Source organism: Cedecea davisae DSM 4568, assembly GCF_000412335.2.
In the GTDB taxonomy this organism is placed as follows: Bacteria; Pseudomonadota; Gammaproteobacteria; order Enterobacterales; family Enterobacteriaceae; genus Cedecea; species Cedecea davisae.
Map to the genome: position 1 here is coordinate 2,625,779 of NZ_KE161030.1, position 20,092 is coordinate 2,645,870.

Below are 20,092 nucleotides of genomic sequence, written 5' to 3' on the forward strand. Positions count from 1 at the left end.
GGTATGGTTTTAGCGCACAGGTGGGGTCAGGAAGGTGATGGGAAATCTTTCTCGCGCAAGCAGCCTCGCCGGTTTCCGGGCAAAAAAAAGACCGAACACGATTCCTGTATTCGGTCCAGGGAAATGGCTCTTGGGAGAGAGCCGTGCGCTAAAAGTTGGCATTAATGCAGGCTAAGTCGCCTTGCCTCTTAAGAATAGATTACCGACGCAGGTTTTCCAGTCCGCAGCAAAAGTGGTCAGAAAAAAGCCGCATTTAAGGTGACTGTTTATGCAAAAACAGCAATATCCCCTTGAGGTTATTGCTGTTTTTTTATGGCGAGATTTTATGCGGTTTTTAGCTTTTACACAGCTTCTGAGCGCGTTCTACAAATGGCTCAAGGCTCATTTTCTGCCCCGGATGCTGCGGGTCATCAACCTGAATCACGCCGATCGGCTGCCCGGTAGTTTTACCGCTTTTCACCTGCTGTTCCGCAACATCGTTCAGCGGATACTGCATCAGGGTGCTAGGGTTAATAGCAAACAGGGCGTTACCCGCGCGGCAGCTGAGCATCACCTCTTCGCGGTTGAACGCCCATTTGTCTTTACCCACCTCAAAGCGGCTCACGGTGATAATTTGCGGGGCGGCAAGCGCGGAACTGGCGCAGGCCATCAGCAGTAAAGTCAAAATGCTCTTTTTCATGAATCTCTCATCTAACCAGTTCGTTGCCGTCAGAACGGCTCCCAGGTCGCGAATATACTGACTAGCAGAATTACCGCCACCGATAAAATAACTTCCAGCCAGGTCAGCTGGATGAAACGTTTTTGCGCCCCGGCCCGTGCGGAATCAAAACGCGGCACCAGCAAATAACGGTTAACCAGCGCCAGAATGACCATCACCGCCACCAGCGCTACTTTCAGCGCCAGCAGTCGAAAATACCCGCTTTCCACAGGCAGAGACCAGCCCAAAATGAGCAGGCCGTTGACAATGCCGGTGACCAGAACGGTCGCCACGGCAAGGTGCCCATAACGGGAAAAACGCATCATCGCCGTAATTGCCGGGCCTCGCCAGCGTGGTTTGCGCGCCATGTGCATACAGACCAGCAGCGGCAGAAGACCACCCGCCCACCAGGCCGCGCTCAGAAGATGAATAGCGTGATTGATGCGTTGAAAAGCGCCGAGAGCGCCGTCGTGCATTGCGGCATGCCCTGCTCCGGCCAGTAAAATGAGCTGGGCGGCGGCCAACAGCAATAATAATCCCTGTAGCGCACGAGGCCTGAGCAGCACCACGCCAAAAGTAGCCACCGCCAGCAGCAGCTGCCAGATCCACACCGAGCCAAAGCGGGTGCCCGCAACCGCGAGCCAGACATCCGGGGAGAACACATCCGCCCAGCCGTCGCCCATCAGCCCGGCCTGAGCCATAAACAGCAGGCAGGCGCTGAGCAGAGAGAGCCAGACCGCCGGCCGCCACTGCATTTGCAGGCGGCGCACCAGTACCGGTTTAAAACGTTGCGGAGCCAACAGCGAGCAGCAAATGGCGCTGCCAAGCAGCACCATCAACGCGGTGAAATGGACAAAGCGCAGCGCGATGTAAAACGCCGACAGCATGGCGGTTACTTCACGGAGAAGTGGTAGTTGCCTTTAGTTTTGTGCCCGTCAACCGACACTACATGCCAGTCCACCGAATAATCACCCGGCTTTAACGCCTCTTCTACCGGCACAATAAGCTGTTTGTTATCCGTTGCATTGAGCTTCACTTTGCCGGTTTTTACATTCGCCTGCTGCGGGCCGGTAACGGTCACGCCGCTAAAGCCTGGCTCCACGCCTTCAGAGAAACTCAGCGTCAGCGCCTGCGGCGAAGCGGTAACCGCGGCATCGGCTGCCGGGGACTGCTGCTTTAAATGTGCGTGAGCAAGGACGGCAGGGGAAACGGCCATTGCGGCAACAAACGCGGCCACGGTTGCGATGCGGGAAGAGATGAACGCCATATTAACTATTCCTTTTTGTTATGTGATAAGGCGGAAAGGATAACTCCCCCCCGATATCAAGTCGAGACGGGATAAGCTATTGTTACTTGTCATCCGTGGCGCAAAACAGTAACTTCTGCGCTGACATTGCAGGAGGATATGATGAGCTACAATCTCGCCGATTTGCCCCAGGAAGAGATGGACAAAGTCAACGTCGATCTCGCCGCCGCGGGCGTGGCCTTTAAAGAACGTTATAATATGCCGATCGTTGCCGAAGTGGTTGAGCGCGAACAGCCTGAACACCTCAGAACCTGGTTCCGCGAGCGGTTAATTGCCCACCGGCTGGCTTCGGTAAAACTCTCTCGCCTGCCGTATGAACCCAAGCAAAAATAAATCATTACCACTGCTCAACAAGTGACGAAATGGATATTACTCTGTTTCTTGTTAGGGTACGGAAACGTTACGCCTGTATGGCAGGATGCTAAAACCTGTTAATGGAGCCTCGAATGCTGCGCATTATCGATACCGAAACCTGCGGATTGCAGGGCGGCGTGGTGGAAGTGGCCTCGGTAGACATTATCGACGGCCAGATAGTTAACCCGATGAGCGATTTGGTACGCCCCGACCGCCCCATCAGCCATCAGGCGATGGCTATTCATAAAATCACCGAACAGATGGTCGCCGATAAGCCGTGGATTGAAGATGTTATCCCTCGCTACCACGGCAGCCCTTATTACGTCGCCCACAATGCCAGCTTCGACAGGCGAATGCTGCCGGAAATGCCGGGTGACTGGATATGTACCGTCAAGCTGGCTCGTCGCCTTTGGCCGGGGATCAAGTACAGCAATATGGGGCTGTATAAATCGCTGAAGCTTGAGGTAGAAACGCCTGCCGGGCTGCATCAGCACCGGGCGCTGTTTGACTGCTACATCACCGCGGCGCTGCTGCTGAAAATAATGGAAGTTTCCGGCTGGAGCGCCGAGCAAATGGTCACCGTTACCGGCCGCCCGGCGCTGGTGACCACCATGATGTTTGGCAAATACCGCGGCAAGCCTATCGCGGAAATCGCCGAGGACGATCCGGGTTATCTTCGCTGGATGCTGAATAACATCAAAGAGCTGGCCCCGGATCTGCGGATGACGCTAAAACATTATCTTGCCGATTAATGCATTCGCCCTGGCAGAGTTCCCTGCGCCAGGGCTATCAGGAAGGCAAACTCCAGCGCCACGCCCTCATAGGCTTTGAAACGCCCCGATTTCCCTCCGTGCCCTGAGTCCATATCGGTACACAACAGGAGCAATGTATCGTCCCGCTTGTGATCGCGAAGTTTAGCTACCCACTTAGCCGGCTCCCAGTATTGAACCTGCGAGTCGTGCAGGCCGGTCGTCACCAGCAAATGCGGGTAAGCCTGCTCGCTAACCTGGTCATAAGGGCTGTATTGCTTCATATAGCGGTAATATTCTTCATCCTGCGGATTGCCCCACTCTTCAAATTCGCCGGTCGTCAGCGGGATAGACTCGTCCAGCATCGTGGTAACAACATCGACAAACGGCACCTGGGCCACCACGCCGTGAAAAAGCTCCGGGCGTAAATTAATCGCCGTGCCCATCAACATTCCGCCCGCGCTACCGCCCATGCCATAGAGCAGGTCAGGATCGCCATACCCCAGCTTTAATAGCTCATCGCAGACGTCGAGGTAGTCGTTGAAGGTGTTCATCTTCTTCAAATATTTACCGTCTTCGTACCACTGCTGCCCCAGCTCACCGCCGCCGCGTACGTGAGCGATGGCGTAGACAAAGCCGCGATCCAGAAGACTCAGGCGGCTGCCGCTAAAATCGGCATCCATGCTGCTGCCGTAGGAGCCATAGCCGTAAACCAACAGCGGATTTTTGCCGGGCCGGAAGTGCTTGCGGTGGTAAACCAGCGAAACCGGTACCTGAACGCCATCCCGCGCCGTTATCCAGAGATGCTCGCTGCGGTAGTTGCTGGCCTCAAAGCCCGCAACTTCGGTCTGCTTGATGACCCTGCGTTCGCCGCTATCCATATTTAGCTCAAACAGCGTGTCCGGCGTGGTCATGGAAGAGTAACCATAGCGCAGGCACGCGGTCTCCGGCTCCGGGTTGTAGCCAAGCCAGGTCACATAGGCCGGGTCATCAAAAGCAATCCCGGTGGATTCTCTGGTGTGGCGGTTAATCTGGCGCAGGCTGGTCAGCCCCTGCTGGCGCTCCTCGACAACCAGCCAGTCTTTGAACAGGGTGAAATCTTCGAGCATCACCTGCTCGCGTGGGGCAATCAGCGTCTCCCACTGTTTTTCATCCCTGACCGCGCTGCGGTAAAGACCAAAGTTTTTCCCGTCTTTATTGGAGCGCAGGTAAAAATTATGCTGGTAGTGGTCGAGCGTGTATTCGTGATCTTTACGGCGGGGGGCAAATACCTGCGGCTGGGCATCCGCCAGTTCGGCATCCAGCAGCAGTGCCTCGCTGGTGGTCGCGCTGGCAAGATGAATCACAATAAAGTGCTTAGACGTTGTCTTATGCACGCTGACGTAGAAAGTATCGTCTTTTTCCTCATACACCAGTTGGTCATCCGCAACCGGATGGCCAAGCGTATGCCGCCAGACCTGGTAAGGCAGCAGCGTTTTCGGGTGTTTGCGCACGTAGTAAAGCGTTATCGAGTCATTAGCCCAGACAAAGCTGCTGGAGACATTATCAAGCAGTTCCGGGTACCAGTTGCCGGTTTTCAGGTTACGCAGGCGAATGCCAAACTGGCGTCGTGATAAATAATCCTCGGCCAGGGCCATGACTTCATTGTCCGGCGTAATCGCTAAACCGCCCATGGTGTAAAACTCGCTGTGGGCGGCACGTTTGTTGGCATCCAGCAGCAGTTCCCAGGCCTCCCACTCATCACGCATAGCGGACTGGCGCTGATAAATCGGGTACTCATTTCCCTTTTCATACACCTGCCGGTAGCGATAGCCGTTTTTGACATAAGGAGCCGAGACATCATGCGGCGGAATACGCGCGATCATCTCTTCCAGCAGCCTGTCCTGCAACGCCCGCTGGCTCTCCATTATCGTTTTGCCGTAGTCATTTTCCTGGTTCAGATATTCAAGCACCGCCGGGTCGGCACGCTCATCGTCGCGCAGCCAGTAATAGTTGTCCGTGCGGGTATCGCCATGAGTGGTCATAGCGTGGGGAATTTTTTTAGCTTTTGGCGGCATCAGTTTCTTCATTTGTCATTTAACACCCTGTAAGGGTGGCAAATTCAGGCGAGCTTGCAAGCGAAACGTGAGGGATAACACGAAAATGCCGGGAAGCCCGGCACTGTAAAAGCGGAGAAAATCAGGCGTCAGGCAGGAAGAGCCAGCTTCTGCTGCTGAATATCCTGCTCAATGCTCGCCCTGACATCCTGCGGGATATTCAGAGCATCGCCCAGCGCGCTGAGGTAACTGCGCTCCATAAAGTGATCGACGTCGATAGCGGTGCAGCTGAGATAATAAAGCTCCAGCGCTTCCTCTTCGTTTTTCACATCACGCGCCAGCAGTTGCGGATCCAGCGGCCGGTCGATGGCTCGCTCAATCAGGGCTTTGCCTTCGCCGTCGATGCCCGTTTCGCGCAGCTGTTGCTCGATGAACTGACGTTCTTTGGCGTCGATATGACCATCGCTTTTGGCGGCAAACACCAGGGCGGTTATCAGGCGCTCCGTGCGCACATCGACGGAAGAGTGCTGATGCCCGTAGCCACTGGCCTGCGGCTGGCTCTGGCGAACCCGCTCTTTGTACTTGTTCCACAACACGCTACCGGCTACCGCACCGCCGCCGACCAACAGGGCGCTGGTGCCGTATTTTGTTAGCAATTTGCGTGAAGACTTGCTTGCCAGCAGTAGCCCCGCCAGGCCGCCGAGTGCGCCGGGCACCAGCAGCTTGCTAAGCCCTTCCGGGCCAGCGCCTGGCTGGGAAGATTGCTGAGAGGACGTTGATTGCCCCAGTAACGACTGAAGCTGCTGTAACCAGTTATTCATGACAGGCACCCCTTATTGGCTTAACTCGTCGAGAGTAGGCCACGGCACGTCAAGAAACGTATCAGAGGGCTAAAGATGGGAAAAGAATCGCGCCGGTAGCCCGGCGCCGGCATGCCGTGTTATGCCGCTTTGGTGCGTTTGCGCCCGGTGTGTTCGCTAACGTTATCTTCAGATACCGCAGCCAGTTCCTGTGCATCCGCTTTTGGTTCAGCAGCGGCAGCTTCTGCCCCGACGCTTGCCGTTTCTGGCTCCGGCAGCTTGCCGTTTTTCAGCACGCCTGCCAGCAGGTCTTTGTTTTCCGCCATCCACATCGCCAGAGTGTCGCTCTGCCCTTCTTCAAGCTCGAGTGGGCTTTGCTGTAGCCATTCACCCAGCACTTCGGCTAGATCCAGCATTTTGTCGTAAGCGTCAGCGTCCTTTTTACTGGCAAAGGCCATTTTCTCTTGTCCCTCTCTCACCACCACATATTTAATTTCGACCGCCATTTTGCAGCTCCATTTACCTGTTTATTTATCCAGTATAACGTCATTCATTTTAACACACAAGCCGGAAAGGCGCTGCCAACGCAAACGTTTTCGTTTATACTGCCGCGGTCTTTTTTCTCTGTTAAGGCTAAATCACATGTCAACGTTGGGAACAGCTCTGCGCCCGGCAGCTACTCGAGTAATGCTGCTTGGCTCCGGTGAATTGGGTAAAGAAGTGGCCATTGAATGCCAGCGCCTCGGCGTGGAAGTGATCGCCGTAGATCGCTACGCCAATGCGCCTGCGATGCATGTCGCGCACCGCAGCCACGTCATCAATATGCTGGATGCCGCCGCGCTAAAAGCGCTGGTTGCCGCCGAAATGCCTGACTTTATCGTTCCTGAAATTGAAGCTATCGCTACCGACGCCCTGCTGGAACTTGAGCAACAGGGCCAGCGCGTTGTGCCGTGCGCTCGCGCCGCTAAGCTGACCATGAACCGCGAAGGTATTCGCCGTCTGGCGGCGGAAGAATTACAGTTACCAACCTCAAGTTACCGTTTTGCGGACAGCGAAGAGGCGTTCCGCCAGGCCGTGCAGGAAATCGGCCTGCCGTGCATTGTTAAACCGGTGATGAGCTCTTCAGGCAAGGGGCAAAGTTTCATCCGCACCGCCGACCAGCTGCCGCAGGCGTGGGAATATGCCCAGCTTGGCGGGCGCGCCGGTAAAGGCCGCGTGATTGTTGAAGGCGTGGTTAATTTTGATTTTGAAATCACGCTGCTGACCATCAGCGCCGTGGACGGGATCCACTTCTGTGCGCCTATTGGCCATCGTCAGGAAGATGGCGACTACCGCGAGTCCTGGCAGCCGCAGCAGATGAGCGACCTTGCCCTTGAGCGCTCTAAAGAGATTGCCGGGAAAGTGGTTACCGCACTCGGCGGGCACGGCCTGTTCGGCGTAGAGCTGTTTGTTTGCGGCGACGAGGTTATCTTCAGCGAAGTCTCCCCTCGCCCACACGACACAGGCATGGTAACGCTTATCTCGCAGGACTTGTCCGAGTTCGCCCTGCATGTTCGCGCCTTCCTCGGCCTGCCTGTCGGTGATATTCGCCAATACGGTCCTGCCGCTTCGGCGGTTATCCTGCCCGAGTTGCAGAGCGACAATGTTAAATACTCGAATGTCGGGGCGGCATTAGGCGGCGGATTACAGCTGCGCCTGTTCGGGAAACCGGAAATCGGCGGTAAACGCCGCATGGGCGTAGCGCTGGCGACCGGGAATAGCGTTGACGAAGCCGTTGCCAGAGCGATTGCTTCTGCGGCTCAGGTAAAAGTTGAAGGCTAAAAAAATCTCCCTTAACTAAGGACGATTTGTTGATTAAGCCCTGCCATCGCGGCGGGGCTTTTTTATTGCTTACTGTTTCGCGCCTTCTACCGCTTCGCGAGCCAGTTTGGTGATACGGTCGTAGTCGCCCGCTTCCAGCGCGTCCGCCGGAACCAGCCAGGAGCCGCCGATACACAGCACGCTTTTCAGCGCCAGGTAGTCACGGTAGTTAGCCGGGGAGATACCGCCGGTTGGGCAGAAACGGACCTGGGAGAACGGACCAGCAATAGCCTGCAGGGCTTTGGTGCCGCCATTGGCTTCAGCCGGGAAGAATTTAAACTCTTTCAGGCCGTAGTCCATGCCCAGCATCAGTTCAGAAACGGTGCTGATACCCGGGATAAGCGGGATGGTGCCTTCGGTTGCCGCTTTCAGCAGCGGCTCGGTCAGGCCAGGGCTAATAGCGAACTGTGCGCCTGCCTCCGTCACTTCCGCCAGCTGCTGCGGGTTCAGCACGGTACCGGCACCGATAATGGCTTCCGGCACTTCTTTGGCGATGGCGCGAATGGCGTCCATCGCACACGCGGTACGCAGCGTAACTTCCAGCACACGCACGCCACCGGCTACCAGCGCTTTTGCCATCGGCACAGCATGTTCCAGCTTGTTTACCACGATAACCGGAACGACCGGTCCTGTTTTCAGGATCTGTTCCGCTGTTGTTTTCCAGTTTTTCATCTGAGCGCCTCTTCAGCCAACTTGTAATTTGTGAACCGCCGCGGCCAGGCCGCCACGGGATTAAAATTTAATGCAGGTTGCGCCTTGTTCAGCGCCGGAAAGCTGTTCACGCAGCGCACCAAACATTTCGCGCCCCGTTCCCACGCGCTCTGCGCTGAGATCCGGGTGATAAGCGGTACGGGCGGCAAGTTCAGCCTCGTCCACCAGCAGCGTCAGTTCGCCGGTCTGGCCGTTAACGCGGATAATATCGCCATCCTGCACCTTCGCCAGCAGCCCGCCATCGTAGGCTTCCGGGGTGACGTGGATAGCAGAAGGAACCTTGCCAGAGGCGCCGGACAGTCTTCCGTCGGTGACCAGAGCAATTTTGAAACAGCGGTCCAATAATACTCCAAGCGGCGGCATAAGTTTATGCAATTCTGGCATGCCGTTGGCTTTTGGCCCCTGGTGACGCACCACAACCACGCAGTCGCGGTCGAGTTTACCTGCCTCAAAGGCCGGTAATACGTCATGCTGGCTTTCAAAGATAATGGCCGGGGCTTCAATCACCTGATTCTCAACCGGAACGGCAGAGGTTTTCATCACCGCACGTCCCAGGTTGCCGCTCAGCACTTTGGTGCCGCCGTGACGTGAGAACGGTTTTTCCATGGTCGCGATAACGTCGCTGTCCAGCGGTTTGCTGGCACCTTCGCGCCACGCCAGCTCGCCGTTGTCCAGCCACGGCTCCATGGTGTAATGCTGCAAACCAAAACCGGCAACGGTATTCACATCTTCATGCAGCAGGCCGCCTTTCAGCAGCTCGCGCATAAGAACAGGCACGCCGCCAGCCGCCTGGAAGTGGTTAATATCCGCCGGGCCGTTCGGGTAAAGGCGCGCCAGCAGCGGTACTATCTCAGAAATATCGGAGAAGTCATCCCAGTTAATAATGATGCCCGCCGCGCGAGCCATCGCAACCAGATGCATGGTGTGGTTGGTAGAGCCGCCGGTTGCCAGCAGCGCCACGATACCGTTCACCACCACTTTTTCATCGATCATTTTGCCCAGCGGCATCCACTCGTTGCCGTTGCCGGTCAGGCGGGTGACCTGCCGAGCGGCCGCGTCGGTCAGCGCGTGACGCAGTTCGGCATCCGGCTGTACAAATGAAGAGCCCGGCAGTTGCATCCCCATAAACTCAACCACCATCTGGTTGGTGTTAGCGGTGCCATAGAAGGTACAGGTGCCAGGGGCGTGATAAGAGGCCGCTTCGGCTTCCAGCAGCGCAAGGCGATCGACTTTACCTTCGGCATACAGCTGGCGAATGCGTACTTTTTCTTTGTTTGGCAGGCCGCTGGCCATCGGGCCCGATGGCACAAAGACCGCTGGCAGGTGGCCAAAGGAGAGCGCGGCCATCGTCAGGCCGGGGACAATTTTATCGCACACGCCGAGGTACAGCGCGCCATCAAACATATTATGAGACAGACCAACGGCGGTAGACATAGCGATGATTTCGCGGCTGAGCAGCGAAAGCTCCATCCCGTCCTGCCCCTGGGTTACGCCGTCACACATGGCCGGAACGCCGCCAGCAACCTGCCCGACTGCGCCAACGGAATGCAGCGCTTTGCGGATCTGTTCGGGGTAATGCTCATACGGCTGGTGGGCAGAGAGCATGTCGTTGTAAGAGGTAATGATCGCAATATTGTTACGCAACATGCTTTTCAGCGCGGCCTTGTCATCCGGCTGGCAGGCGGCAAAGCCGTGCGCCAGGTTACCGCAGGCCAGTTCGGAGCGGTGAACGGTTTGGCTCTTAGCCTTCTCGATACGTGCCAGATAGGCTTCTCTCGTTGGGCGGGAGCGCTCAATGATGCGCGATGTTACCCGTAACAAATTTGGATTCATAAAAATTCCTCAGAAAGTGGCTGTTCTCCCGCATTGCAGAAGGTTCGTTTTGGGTGCAAAAAACTGACTTACCGCCCATCAACCCTGCCATCGGGAGCAAAATCGCTTCAGCTAGTGTAAATAAAAAAGCCCCGCAGGTGAATCCACGCGGGGCTTTAATTCATAAAAAACTATGCCACTTCTGTGTTAGATCATGTTACCGGTAAAATGAAGGCAATTTGTTATCGCCTGTTTGCCGTTAACCTTCGCGACTGTTACTCAAATTCGTTCCATGAGTGCCCGTCGCGGGTGATCATAGCAACCGATGCTACCGGCCCCCAGGTGCCAGCCTGGTAAGGTTTCGGCGCATCGTTGTCCGCAGCCCAGGCTTCGGTGATGGAGTCGACCCATTTCCACGCCTCTTCTACCTCATCGCGACGAACGAACAGCGCCTGGATACCGCGCATGGTTTCCAGCAGCAGACGCTCGTAGGCATCCGCCAGATGCGATTCGTTAAAGGTCTCGGAGTAGCTCAGATCAAGCTTGGTGGTTTGCAGGTTATGCTTGTGCTCCAGACCCGGTACTTTGTTCAGGATCTGGATATCCACGCCTTCATCCGGCTGCAGGCGAATGGTCAGCTTGTTCTGCGGTAGCTCCTGCCAGGAGTCTTTGAACAGGTTAAGCGCCGGGTTCTTGAAGTAAACCACGACTTCAGAGCATTTGGTTGGCAGACGTTTACCTGTACGCAGGTAGAACGGCACGCCGGCCCAGCGCCAGTTGTCGATGTCCACGCGGATTGCCACGAAGGTTTCGGTGGCGCTGGATTTGTTAGCGCCCTCTTCTTCGAGGTAGCCCGGCACTTTTTTACCCTGAGCAAAGCCTGCGGTGTACTGACCGCGTACGGTTTTATCCCGCACGTTAGTACGGTCGATGCGGCGCAGAGATTGCAGAACCTTCACTTTCTCATCGCGGATATGGTCAGCAGTCAGATCGGACGGCGGAGACATAGCAATCATGCAGAGAATTTGCAGCAGGTGGTTCTGGATCATGTCGCGCATCTGCCCGGCCTGATCGAAGTAACCCCAGCGGCCTTCAATGCCCACTTCCTCGGCCACGGTGATTTCCACGTGATCGATGGTGCGGTTGTCCCAGTTGTTGGCGAACAGGGAGTTAGCAAAGCGCAGAGCCAGCAGGTTGAGTACCGTCTCTTTGCCCAGATAGTGGTCGATACGGTAAACCTGGCACTCTTCGAAGTATTCACCAACCTGGTCGTTGATCTCCTGGGAGGTTTCCAGCGAAGTTCCCAGCGGTTTTTCCATCACGACGCGAGCAGGTTTGGCATTGAGTTTCGCTTTACCCAAACCTTTGCAGATGGCGCCGAAGGTGCTTGGCGGCATCGCGAAATAGTTGATTGTGACGCGGTTCTGCTGGTCGAGCATTTTCCCCAGTTTGGAGAAAGCGCCGGTGTCGTTGACGTCCAGGTTGCAGAAATCAAGGCGACCGCTCAGTTTTTCCCACAGGCTCTCGTCAATCTTCTCTTTCATGAAGGTTTCGAGGGCTTCGCGTACCACTTTGGTGTATGTCTCTTTATCCCACTCCGCGCGGCCAACACCGAGAATACGGGTGTCCGGGTGGATTTGACCTGCTTTTTCCAGCTGATACAGGGATGGCAACAGTTTCCGGCGCGCCAGGTCGCCTTTTGCACCGAAAATGACCAGATCGCACGCCTGGGCTGTTTGCGTTACCGCCATGTTTGTCTCCTCGTTTCGGATATCCCGGCCGTTACCGCCCCTGAAGGGCGCGGATAGCATTAAGCCGGGCAACTCTTGTAATTTTATTACGCTGCAATGTACTGCTTTTGCTGAATTGACGACAACCGTTAAGCCCGGTTTGATCGCCACATTTGCTAACTTTTCCCAGAATGCCGCACTAAATCGTTATTTGATGCCGTTTTTTCGTACAATGTAACCGGTGCCAAAGTTAGACGCCGATCATGTAATGAAAAAAAACAACAACATTATGTCAGTGACACGCCCTTTAACATTTTAGCGAGAGTATATTCTTGCTAAATCGGCCCACGATTTCTCCAGTTAATGAAATCGCTAAAACCCATGAGTGCCCGTCTTTATGAATATGCTGGAAAAAATCCAGTCTCAGCTGGAACACCTTAGCAAATCAGAGCGCAAAGTCGCAGAAGTGATTCTCGCCGCTCCCCAGGATGCCATCCACTCCAGCATCGCCACCCTCGCCCGCAGCGCTGATGTCAGTGAACCGACCGTTAACCGCTTCTGCCGCCGCCTGGAAACCAAAGGCTTCCCTGATTTTAAACTACATCTCGCCCAGAGTCTGGCGAATGGCACGCCTTATGTAAACCGCAATGTTGATGAAGATGATAGCGTCGAGTCTTACACCGGCAAGATTTTCGAGTCCGCAATGGCGAGCCTCGACCGCGTGCGCCAATCGCTGGATATGTCCGCCGTTAACCGCGCGGTAGACTTGCTAACACAGGCAAAGAAAATTGCCTTCTTTGGCCTCGGCTCTTCCGCCGCCGTCGCCCATGACGCAATGAACAAATTTTTCCGTTTTAACGTGCCGGTTATCTACTCGGACGATGTCGTCATGCAGCGCATGAGCTGCATGAATTGTACCGAACAGGACGTCGTGGTGCTTATCTCCCACACCGGGCGGACCAAAAATCTGGTCGAGCTGGCGCAGCTGGCGCGTGAAAACGATGCCATCGTGCTCGCTATCACGTCCGAGGGCAGCCCGCTTGCCCGGGAAGCCACGCTTTCGCTGCTGCTTGACGTCCCGGAAGATACCGACATTTATATGCCGATGGTTTCGCGGCTTGCCCAGTTAACCGTAATTGACGTGCTGGCAACCGGCTTTACTTTGCGCAGGGGCGCAAAATTCAGGGATAACTTGAAGCGAGTCAAGGAAGCGCTCAAAGAATCGCGCTTTGATAAAGAACGTCTTATCTCAGGCGATGAACGTTAAATTTTGATAACAAAGTTGTAACTTATTAGGCTGTTCGGTTACGTTGTCATGGGTGCTCACAGCGCACCCTGACCCACCGAGTTTTGTTCACGCAACACCAAGTTGTTTCAGTCAACGGAGTAATACATGTCCAGACGGCTACGCAGAACCAAAATCGTTACCACCTTAGGCCCGGCAACCGACCGCGATAATAATCTGGAAAAGATTATTGCCGCCGGCGCTAACGTGGTGCGTATGAACTTCTCCCACGGCTCGGCTGAGGATCATCAGCTGCGTGCGGATAAAGTTCGTGAAATCGCCGCAAAACTGGGGCGCCATGTCGCGATCCTCGGCGATTTGCAAGGTCCAAAAATCCGTGTTTCAACCTTCAAAGAAGGTAAAGTATTCCTCAATATCGGCGACAAATTCCTGCTGGACGCCAACCTCGGTAAAGGCGAAGGCGACAAAGAAAAAGTCGGTATCGACTACAAAGGCCTGCCTGCCGACGTGGTGCCGGGCGATATCCTGCTGCTCGACGATGGCCGCGTACAGCTGAAAGTGCTGGACGTTCAGGGCTTGAAAGTGTTCACCGAAGTGACCGTTGGCGGCCCGCTTTCCAATAATAAAGGCATCAACAAGCTGGGCGGCGGGCTTTCCGCCGAGGCGCTGACCGATAAAGATAAAGCGGACATTCTGACCGCGGCGAAAATTGGCGTTGATTACCTGGCCGTTTCCTTCCCTCGCTGCGGCGAAGACCTGAACTACGCCCGCCGTCTGGCGCGCGACGCAGGCTGTGACGCGAAAATCGTGGCGAAAGTTGAACGCGCCGAAGCCGTCTGCGACGAAGCGGCGATGGACGACATCATCCTCGCCTCTGACGTGGTAATGGTTGCCCGCGGCGACCTCGGCGTAGAGATTGGTGACCCGGAGCTGGTCGGTATTCAGAAAACCCTGATTCGCCGCGCCCGTAAGCTTAACCGCGCCGTGATCACCGCGACCCAGATGATGGAGTCGATGATTACCAACCCAATGCCAACCCGCGCCGAAGTCATGGACGTGGCAAACGCCGTGCTGGACGGGACCGATGCGGTAATGCTGTCTGCCGAAACCGCTGCGGGCCAGTATCCTGCGGAAACCGTTGCCGCAATGGCTCGCGTCTGCCTTGGTGCAGAGAAGATCCCAAGCATTAACGTTTCCAAACACCGCCTGGACGTGCAGTTCGACAACGTGGAAGAAGCGATTGCCATGTCGGCCATGTACGCGGCGAACCACCTGAAGGGCGTTACCGCCATTATTTCCATGACCGAGTCCGGGCGTACCGCTCTGATGACCTCGCGCATCAGCTCCGGTCTGCCGATTTTCGCCCTCTCCCGCCACGAACGCACTCTTAACCTGACTTCGCTGTACCGCGGCGTCACGCCGGTCTATTTCGACAGCGTTAATGAAGGCGTTGTGGCCGCAAGCGACGCGGTAAACCTGCTGCGCGATAAAGGCTACCTGATTTCCGGTGACCTGGTTATCGTGACCCAGGGTGACGTGATGAGCACCATCGGCACTACCAACACCACCCGCATTCTTTGCGTTGAGTAATCCGCACACGCTATAACCGGGCAAGCTCTGCAAGGGCCGCGAGATACCATCGCGGCCTTTTTTATTTCCTGCGTCACGGACTGCCGCCAAATCCACACAAAACCCATTATTTTAAAATTATAATCAATGTGTAATGATATGTTATAACATTACACATTATGACTGAGTGAATCTTAGCTCCGCCATTATTTGAACAGGCACGTTCATTTGAGTACACACATACCGCTATGAAAATCCAACGCACCGTCTTATTTCCCGGCATATTGTTTACGCTTTTGTCTCCCCAACTTTTTGCCTCAGAGTGCAACACAGCTTCATGTGAAGAAAATATCACCGTAGAAAGCAACGCGCCTGCCGGGCTTGCCCCTGCCAGCGGCACGGCATCACGTCTGGGGTTGACCGACAAAGAAACGCCACGCTATGTAGAAACCTTTTCACAAAAAGAGATCCTCGCCCGCGGCGACCGCACGCTTGCCGAGACGGTCGCCCATGCTACCGGGATGTCCGGCGTAGCCTCTCCTACACTTTCAAACAGCTTTTCACTGCGCGGCTTTATGCCGGTGAGTTGGCTGTTGGACGGAATGGAAATGCCGGGCAGCACGCTTCAGTTGGGTAACCCCGCGCACTATCAGCAGGTGGATGTTTTGCACGGTCCCGGCTCCGCACTCAACGGCATCGGTGCAACCGCCGGAAGCGTCAACCTGGTTTCGCGCCAGCCGGGTTTCGTGCCATCCCCTGCAATGCTTAGCTATCAGTTGGGTAGCCACAGCACCCAGTCCTTGCTGGGCGGGGGCGGAGGTACGCTGCCGGGGGATAAGATTGCCTGGCGTCTTGACGCTTCCGGGAGCGGCGGCAATAGCCAGGTTCAGCACGAGCGCAACCGCCAGTCCAGAATCAGCGGCTCGCTGCTTTTCCGCCTCACTGACGAAACCACTCTGACGCTGTACGGCGACAGGATGAACAATAGCAGCGACAACCCCTACTTCGGCACACCGTTGGTAGAGGGTAAAGTGCAAAAGAATCTACGCGGCATCAACTTCAACAACCTGACCGACGCAAAGATAGCCAGCCATGCCACGGCATTGCAGGCCGTGCTGGACAGTGCTCTGGCCCCCGGGCTCACGTTTAATAACCATACCTGGTTTTACTCTGGCTACCGCTACTGGCACAACGTTGAACGCTATCGCTACGACACCGCCTCACCGGACACGATCAATCGTGACTCCTGGGGCGATTTAAGCCACAAAAATACGCTGTTGGCCAACCGTTCAAGCGTTTCAATCGACCATACTTTGCTGGGCCTTGATAACCGAATGGTTGCCGGGATAGAGCTACAGACCGGCCAATTTGATTACCAAAAAAACGGCTTTCCCGGCTCGCAGGATATCCCCATGTTCAGCCCTGCGCGCGAGCCGTTTAGCGCTGAAACCAACATTACGCGTGCCCCATGGAGCAAAGTTACCCAGCGCCAGTATGCGGCCTTTCTGGAGGACAGTCTTCAACTGACGGACCGTCTTAGCTTGCTGAGCCAGCTGCGCCTTACGAGACTGAATATGGACTGGCGCTACTACACGCCAGCGGCCAGTGAAAGCCAGAATCGCAGTTTCCTGAATACCGGCCTCGGCCTGAACTGGGACATCAGCAGCAACACCACGCTTTATGCCAGCTATGCTAACGGCAAGGAAGCGGGCGGCGACATCTTCTTTCTTAGCGCCGACCAGACGCACCTGCCTCTGACAAACTCGCAACAGTGGGAAACCGGGATCAAGAGTCAGTTCTGGGATCGCAGAGCATCGGTTAATCTTGCTCTCTATCAGTTGCGCAAAAACAACCTGTTTACTCCTTCAGCCTCCACGCCGGGCGAGCTCCTCGCCGTGGGGCAACAAACGTCCCGTGGCATTGAGCTTTCTTCTACGATACAACCCACCGAGCGCTGGGAAGTGGCGGGTAATGTCGCATGGACACATGCAAGTTTTAACCGATTTAGCGCGGGTTCTCCGCCTGAAAACCTGAACGGGAATCAGCCTGCCTACGTCCCGACATGGAGCAGTAATCTCGCAATAACCTGGCACCCTATCCACCCCCTCAGCCTGAGGAGCGATCTCCGCTATGTTGGCAGCAGCTACAATGACACCTCCAATAGCCGAAAAATGGACGATTACATCACGCTGGATCTGACTGCCGAGTACCAGCTAACGCCTAAAGTTACGGTGGGTTCGCGCGTACGCAACGTGACCAATACTTTCTATTCTTACCAGCGGACTTACGACGGCCAGGTTCTGATTGCTCCGTCTCGCACGTGGGAAGGCTGGGTGACGGTATGGTTCTGAGGTTGAAGTTAGCAACCTTAATGCTTACGGCGACCGGCCTGTTATTTTCCCCAACGGCCCCTGCCATAAGCCTGAGCAATTGTGGCGAGCCGCAGACGTTTACCGCGCCCCCTAAGCGTATTGTGGTTTACGGCAATCCGGCTCTGGAAAACCTCCTGGCGCTGGGCGCACGGACAGAAATTGTTGGCGTGGTAGGCTACGCGCCGCACAAAGATCCTCAAGGCAGAGCGGCCCGAACCGCCCTTTCGCTTCCCGTCGTAGCCGGGAATGGCCTGATTTCCGCCGAGGCGCTGCTGCTGCTACGCCCTGAAATGGTCTACTCCTCAAGCTGGTACTGGCTTTGGTCACCTGAAGGGGCAACACGCGATCAAATGACGGCCTGGGGAATATCAAGCTGGCTCTCGCCCGGCGCCTGCACAGGACAGCAGAGTGCACCTCAGCAAAAAATCAGCTTTGCCGACCTGTTTCGGGAAATTGAGGATCTGGCGAAAATTTTACGTCTCGAGAAACAGGGCAAGGCGCTCGTTAGTATGGCGAAAGTGCACCTTGCCACTCTGCGCCAGCGTGCGTGCCTCCTGCCCCCGGTGCGGCTACTCTGGTGGTATTCCGGCACGGACTCACCCTACGTTGCGGGGTGCTGTGGCGTTCCAGAAATGCTGAGTGAGGAAAGCGGCAGCCGCAATATTTTCTCTGATGTGCCAGCGCTTTGGCCAAATATCTCCTGGGAAGAGATAGCCCGCAGGGACCCGGATATCCTGGTACTGGCAGATCTGCCGAGGGGCGGTGCCGGAGACAGTGCGGGAGATAAAATAGCTTTCCTCAATCAATTCCCTCTTACCGCCGGCCTGCGCGCCGTAAAAGAAAAAAAATTCATCATTTTGTCCGGCTATGACATGGATCCCTCGATCCGCTCGCTGGACGCTCTGGACAGGCTCATCGCCTCACTTTCTGTTAAGGAAAATCATGACTGACATCACCCTGGACACCCTTGTCACACTTTGGGATAGGCAACAAAGCGCCTACATTGCCAGCAGGGAAGCACGCTTCGACGCCCTGATGGACATACTTGCACTGCAATTTGAGGGGGATTTCTCACTGCTTGAACTGGGATGCGGGGCAGCCTCTCTCACCAGACGCCTTCTTCAGCGTTTCCCGTCCGTACACGTCACCGCGGTGGATTTCGATCCGGTCATGCTGGCCATCGCCCGTGAAACACTCCTTCCGTTCGGCGACCGCGTTCGTATTTTGTCCGCCGATTTGGCCCTCCCAAGCTGGCAGGAAAAAATTGTCGGGCTGCGCCCGCAAGCTATCGTGTCCAGCACCGCGCTGCATTGGCTGATGCCTGACAGGCAGCACGCTCTACACTGTGAGATTCAAAGCTTGCTGGCCGATAACGGGGTATTTCTCAATGCCGATCACCAGCGTTTTAACCCGGCTGAAGTTAACAAGAAAGCCCTCAGTGAGCGCCATGACGCACTCACCCAGCAGCAGGCCTGGGATAACGGCGTAGTTGACTGGGATGCGTGGTTTACTCTTGCCAAAGAGATACCAGAAATTGCCCAGTTGATCCCGGCGCGGGAAGCCGTGTTCTCTGGTCGCCCGGTTCCCCCGCCCACTTCGCTAACCTTCCAGCTGGGGAGCCTCAGCCAGGCCGGTTTCCAGGAGACAGGAACCCTATGGCAGTTGATGGACGATTATCTGATTGCCGGGTGGAAATAGGCGCGTGAAGCTACTTCGCCTGCTGTTATGTGGCATAGCGGCTCTGGCAGCGCTGGTGTATAGCCTGCGTTTTGGGGCCGTTACATTGTCGCTTAACGATGTGATTCAGCTCCTTAACCCGGCCCTTCCCGAAGAGCCGGACATGGCGCTTTACCATAAAATCGTCTGGTCCTTACGCTTACCCAGAGCCCTCCTGGCGATGACCTGCGGCGGCGGGCTGGCGCTGGCGGGGGCCGTGCTTCAGACATTAACCCGCAATCCACTGGCCGATCCGTGGCTGCTTGGCATATCTTCCGGTGCTGGCCTGGGGGCGGTCGTTATCATTGCGCTGGGTATCCAGCCGCTGTTAACGGCCATCCCGTCCGGGGCATTTGCGGGCGCGATGTGCGCATTTGGATTGGTACTGCTTTTAGCCGGACTGGCCGTGACGCAGCCCGCCCGGTTTATTCTTTCCGGCGTAGCCGTTGGGCAATTGCTGAGCGCATTAACCTCACTGATCGTCTTCTGGCAAACGGATTCGACAACCTCGCGTGGGTTTACCTTCTGGCTGCTTGGTGCGTTTGGGCAGGCAACATGGGCGCAGGTGGCTATCTGTGCCACCGCGCTATTTTTTGTGGGGGCGCTTTGCCTGGCAATGTCCCCAACCTTGAACGTGATGGCGCTGGGAAATGTAGCTGCTAAGGGCCTGGGGGTTAACGTTATCGCCCTGCAGATATCGCTCTACCTGGCCATCACGCTGCTTACCGCCACGCTGGTTTCGTTCTGCGGGGCAATTGGCTTTGTCGGCCTGACAGTCCCCCATCTGGCAAAACTGATAATCGGCAATCGCCATCAATGGGTTTTGCCTGCCAGCATTCTCTGCGGCGCTATGCTGACGCTAGTGTCCGATACGCTGGCGCGTACGCTATTTTCCCCAAGAGAGCTTCCTCCGGGCATCATCACGGCGCTTATTGGCGTACCGGTATTTCTGTTCGCCCTCCACCGTCGCCCAAATCCTTAACTCCCTGCGCAGAAAAACGCAGGCCTGAGAGCCCTCCGCTTACGCCGCCCCTGGAGTTGTCACGAAATTGTTAACTCTCGAGGAGGATTTAGTGAGTATTCTCTTAATAAAGTACAGCCGCAGGTTCATGAAGAGTCCGGTCAATTTCACCC

The 20,092-nt window shown here is 55.8% G+C and carries 18 protein-coding genes; 9 read left to right on the forward strand and 9 right to left on the reverse strand.

What is annotated here, in order from left to right:
- Positions 1 to 334: 334 nt before the first annotated feature.
- From HMPREF0201_RS11920 to yobA, 3 genes are read right to left on the reverse strand one after another with little or no spacing between them, the layout of a single operon-like run.
- Positions 335 to 679 carry a YebY family protein gene (locus HMPREF0201_RS11920; RefSeq protein ID WP_016536926.1) on the reverse strand — a complete coding sequence of 115 codons (345 nt, stop codon included), beginning with the start codon at positions 677 to 679 and terminating at the stop codon, positions 335 to 337.
- Positions 680 to 708: 29 nt separating this feature from the next.
- Positions 709 to 1,584, reverse strand: coding sequence for a copper homeostasis membrane protein CopD (gene copD, locus HMPREF0201_RS11925; protein WP_016536927.1), 876 nt, complete (start codon positions 1,582 to 1,584; stop codon positions 709 to 711).
- Positions 1,585 to 1,589: 5 nt separating this feature from the next.
- Positions 1,590 to 1,964, reverse strand: a complete 375-nt coding sequence (gene yobA, locus HMPREF0201_RS11930) for a CopC domain-containing protein YobA (protein ID WP_016536928.1) — start codon at positions 1,962 to 1,964, stop codon at positions 1,590 to 1,592.
- A 141-nt stretch (positions 1,965 to 2,105) separates the two neighbouring features.
- Between yobA and HMPREF0201_RS11935 the strand changes: the two genes are divergently transcribed.
- Positions 2,106 to 2,336 (forward strand): DNA polymerase III subunit theta, encoded by a 231-nt coding sequence (locus HMPREF0201_RS11935; protein WP_039898338.1) that lies wholly within the window; start codon positions 2,106 to 2,108, stop codon positions 2,334 to 2,336.
- 113 nt (positions 2,337 to 2,449) lie between these two features.
- The gene (exoX, locus tag HMPREF0201_RS11940; RefSeq protein WP_016536930.1) at positions 2,450 to 3,109 is read left to right on the forward strand and encodes an exodeoxyribonuclease X; all 660 of its coding nucleotides are present in this window, start codon (positions 2,450 to 2,452) and stop codon (positions 3,107 to 3,109) included.
- Here exoX and ptrB read toward each other — a convergent pair.
- From ptrB to HMPREF0201_RS11955, 3 genes are all read right to left on the reverse strand, one after another.
- Positions 3,106 to 5,163, reverse strand: coding sequence for an oligopeptidase B (ptrB, locus tag HMPREF0201_RS11945; protein ID WP_039899337.1), 2,058 nt, complete (start codon positions 5,161 to 5,163; stop codon positions 3,106 to 3,108). The two genes, exoX and ptrB, sit on opposite strands and share 4 nt — an antisense overlap.
- Positions 5,164 to 5,291: 128 nt before the next feature.
- Positions 5,292 to 5,963 carry a tellurite resistance TerB family protein gene (locus HMPREF0201_RS11950; protein WP_016536932.1) on the reverse strand — a complete coding sequence of 224 codons (672 nt, stop codon included), beginning with the start codon at positions 5,961 to 5,963 and terminating at the stop codon, positions 5,292 to 5,294.
- A gap of 119 nt (positions 5,964 to 6,082) precedes the next feature.
- On the reverse strand, positions 6,083 to 6,448 hold the full coding sequence (locus HMPREF0201_RS11955; protein WP_016536933.1) for a YebG family protein: 366 nt from the start codon (positions 6,446 to 6,448) through the stop codon (positions 6,083 to 6,085).
- A gap of 136 nt (positions 6,449 to 6,584) precedes the next feature.
- Here HMPREF0201_RS11955 and purT point away from each other — a divergent pair, with 136 nt between their 5' ends.
- Positions 6,585 to 7,763 (forward strand): formate-dependent phosphoribosylglycinamide formyltransferase, encoded by a 1,179-nt coding sequence (gene purT, locus HMPREF0201_RS11960; protein WP_039898340.1) that lies wholly within the window; start codon positions 6,585 to 6,587, stop codon positions 7,761 to 7,763.
- 69 nt (positions 7,764 to 7,832) lie between these two features.
- Here the strand turns inward: purT and kdgA are convergent, their stop codons facing one another.
- From kdgA to zwf, 3 genes are all read right to left on the reverse strand, one after another.
- On the reverse strand, positions 7,833 to 8,474 hold the full coding sequence (kdgA, locus tag HMPREF0201_RS11965; RefSeq protein ID WP_016536935.1) for a bifunctional 4-hydroxy-2-oxoglutarate aldolase/2-dehydro-3-deoxy-phosphogluconate aldolase: 642 nt from the start codon (positions 8,472 to 8,474) through the stop codon (positions 7,833 to 7,835).
- 60 nt (positions 8,475 to 8,534) lie between these two features.
- Positions 8,535 to 10,346, reverse strand: a complete 1,812-nt coding sequence (gene edd / locus HMPREF0201_RS11970; RefSeq protein WP_016536936.1) for a phosphogluconate dehydratase — start codon at positions 10,344 to 10,346, stop codon at positions 8,535 to 8,537.
- Positions 10,347 to 10,600: 254 nt separating this feature from the next.
- Entirely contained in the window at positions 10,601 to 12,076 is a 1,476-nt protein-coding gene (zwf, locus tag HMPREF0201_RS11975) for a glucose-6-phosphate dehydrogenase (RefSeq protein WP_039898342.1), read from the reverse strand.
- Positions 12,077 to 12,452: 376 nt separating this feature from the next.
- Here zwf and HMPREF0201_RS11980 point away from each other — a divergent pair, with 376 nt between their 5' ends.
- The 6 genes from HMPREF0201_RS11980 (at position 12,453) to HMPREF0201_RS12005 (ending at position 19,940) form a co-directional block, all read left to right on the forward strand.
- Positions 12,453 to 13,322, forward strand: a complete 870-nt coding sequence (locus HMPREF0201_RS11980) for a MurR/RpiR family transcriptional regulator (protein WP_016536939.1) — start codon at positions 12,453 to 12,455, stop codon at positions 13,320 to 13,322.
- 126 nt (positions 13,323 to 13,448) lie between these two features.
- On the forward strand, positions 13,449 to 14,891 hold the full coding sequence (gene pyk, locus HMPREF0201_RS11985) for a pyruvate kinase (protein ID WP_016536940.1): 1,443 nt from the start codon (positions 13,449 to 13,451) through the stop codon (positions 14,889 to 14,891).
- 275 nt (positions 14,892 to 15,166) lie between these two features.
- Positions 15,167 to 17,221, forward strand: a complete 2,055-nt coding sequence (locus HMPREF0201_RS11990) for a TonB-dependent siderophore receptor (RefSeq protein WP_244878509.1) — start codon at positions 15,167 to 15,169, stop codon at positions 17,219 to 17,221.
- Positions 17,222 to 17,223: 2 nt separating this feature from the next.
- Positions 17,224 to 18,192: an ABC transporter substrate-binding protein gene (locus tag HMPREF0201_RS11995; RefSeq protein WP_244878510.1), complete on the forward strand. Its 969-nt coding sequence runs from the start codon at positions 17,224 to 17,226 to the stop codon at positions 18,190 to 18,192.
- Positions 18,185 to 18,940 carry a class I SAM-dependent methyltransferase gene (locus tag HMPREF0201_RS12000; protein WP_016536943.1) on the forward strand — a complete coding sequence of 252 codons (756 nt, stop codon included), beginning with the start codon at positions 18,185 to 18,187 and terminating at the stop codon, positions 18,938 to 18,940. Before HMPREF0201_RS11995 ends, HMPREF0201_RS12000 begins: the two co-directional genes overlap by 8 nt.
- A 4-nt stretch (positions 18,941 to 18,944) precedes the next feature.
- The gene (locus HMPREF0201_RS12005) at positions 18,945 to 19,940 is read left to right on the forward strand and encodes a FecCD family ABC transporter permease (protein WP_016536944.1); all 996 of its coding nucleotides are present in this window, start codon (positions 18,945 to 18,947) and stop codon (positions 19,938 to 19,940) included.
- The last annotated feature ends 152 nt before the right edge of the window (positions 19,941 to 20,092 follow it).

Bases quoted from the DNA above. Each gene is read 5' to 3' on its own strand.
- HMPREF0201_RS11920 (WP_016536926.1), bottom strand. From the start codon at position 679: ATGAAAAAGAGCATTTTGACTTTACTGCTGATGGCCTGCGCCAGTTCC.
- copD (WP_016536927.1), bottom strand. From the start codon at position 1,584: ATGCTGTCGGCGTTTTACATCGCGCTGCGCTTTGTCCATTTCACCGCG.
- yobA (WP_016536928.1), bottom strand. From the start codon at position 1,964: ATGGCGTTCATCTCTTCCCGCATCGCAACCGTGGCCGCGTTTGTTGCC.
- HMPREF0201_RS11935 (WP_039898338.1), top strand. From the start codon at position 2,106: ATGAGCTACAATCTCGCCGATTTGCCCCAGGAAGAGATGGACAAAGTC.
- exoX (WP_016536930.1), top strand. From the start codon at position 2,450: ATGCTGCGCATTATCGATACCGAAACCTGCGGATTGCAGGGCGGCGTG.
- ptrB (WP_039899337.1), bottom strand. From the start codon at position 5,163: ATGCCGCCAAAAGCTAAAAAAATTCCCCACGCTATGACCACTCATGGC.
- HMPREF0201_RS11950 (WP_016536932.1), bottom strand. From the start codon at position 5,963: ATGAATAACTGGTTACAGCAGCTTCAGTCGTTACTGGGGCAATCAACG.
- HMPREF0201_RS11955 (WP_016536933.1), bottom strand. From the start codon at position 6,448: ATGGCGGTCGAAATTAAATATGTGGTGGTGAGAGAGGGACAAGAGAAA.
- purT (WP_039898340.1), top strand. From the start codon at position 6,585: ATGTCAACGTTGGGAACAGCTCTGCGCCCGGCAGCTACTCGAGTAATG.
- kdgA (WP_016536935.1), bottom strand. From the start codon at position 8,474: ATGAAAAACTGGAAAACAACAGCGGAACAGATCCTGAAAACAGGACCG.
- edd (WP_016536936.1), bottom strand. From the start codon at position 10,346: ATGAATCCAAATTTGTTACGGGTAACATCGCGCATCATTGAGCGCTCC.
- zwf (WP_039898342.1), bottom strand. From the start codon at position 12,076: ATGGCGGTAACGCAAACAGCCCAGGCGTGCGATCTGGTCATTTTCGGT.
- HMPREF0201_RS11980 (WP_016536939.1), top strand. From the start codon at position 12,453: ATGAATATGCTGGAAAAAATCCAGTCTCAGCTGGAACACCTTAGCAAA.
- pyk (WP_016536940.1), top strand. From the start codon at position 13,449: ATGTCCAGACGGCTACGCAGAACCAAAATCGTTACCACCTTAGGCCCG.
- HMPREF0201_RS12000 (WP_016536943.1), top strand. From the start codon at position 18,185: ATGACTGACATCACCCTGGACACCCTTGTCACACTTTGGGATAGGCAA.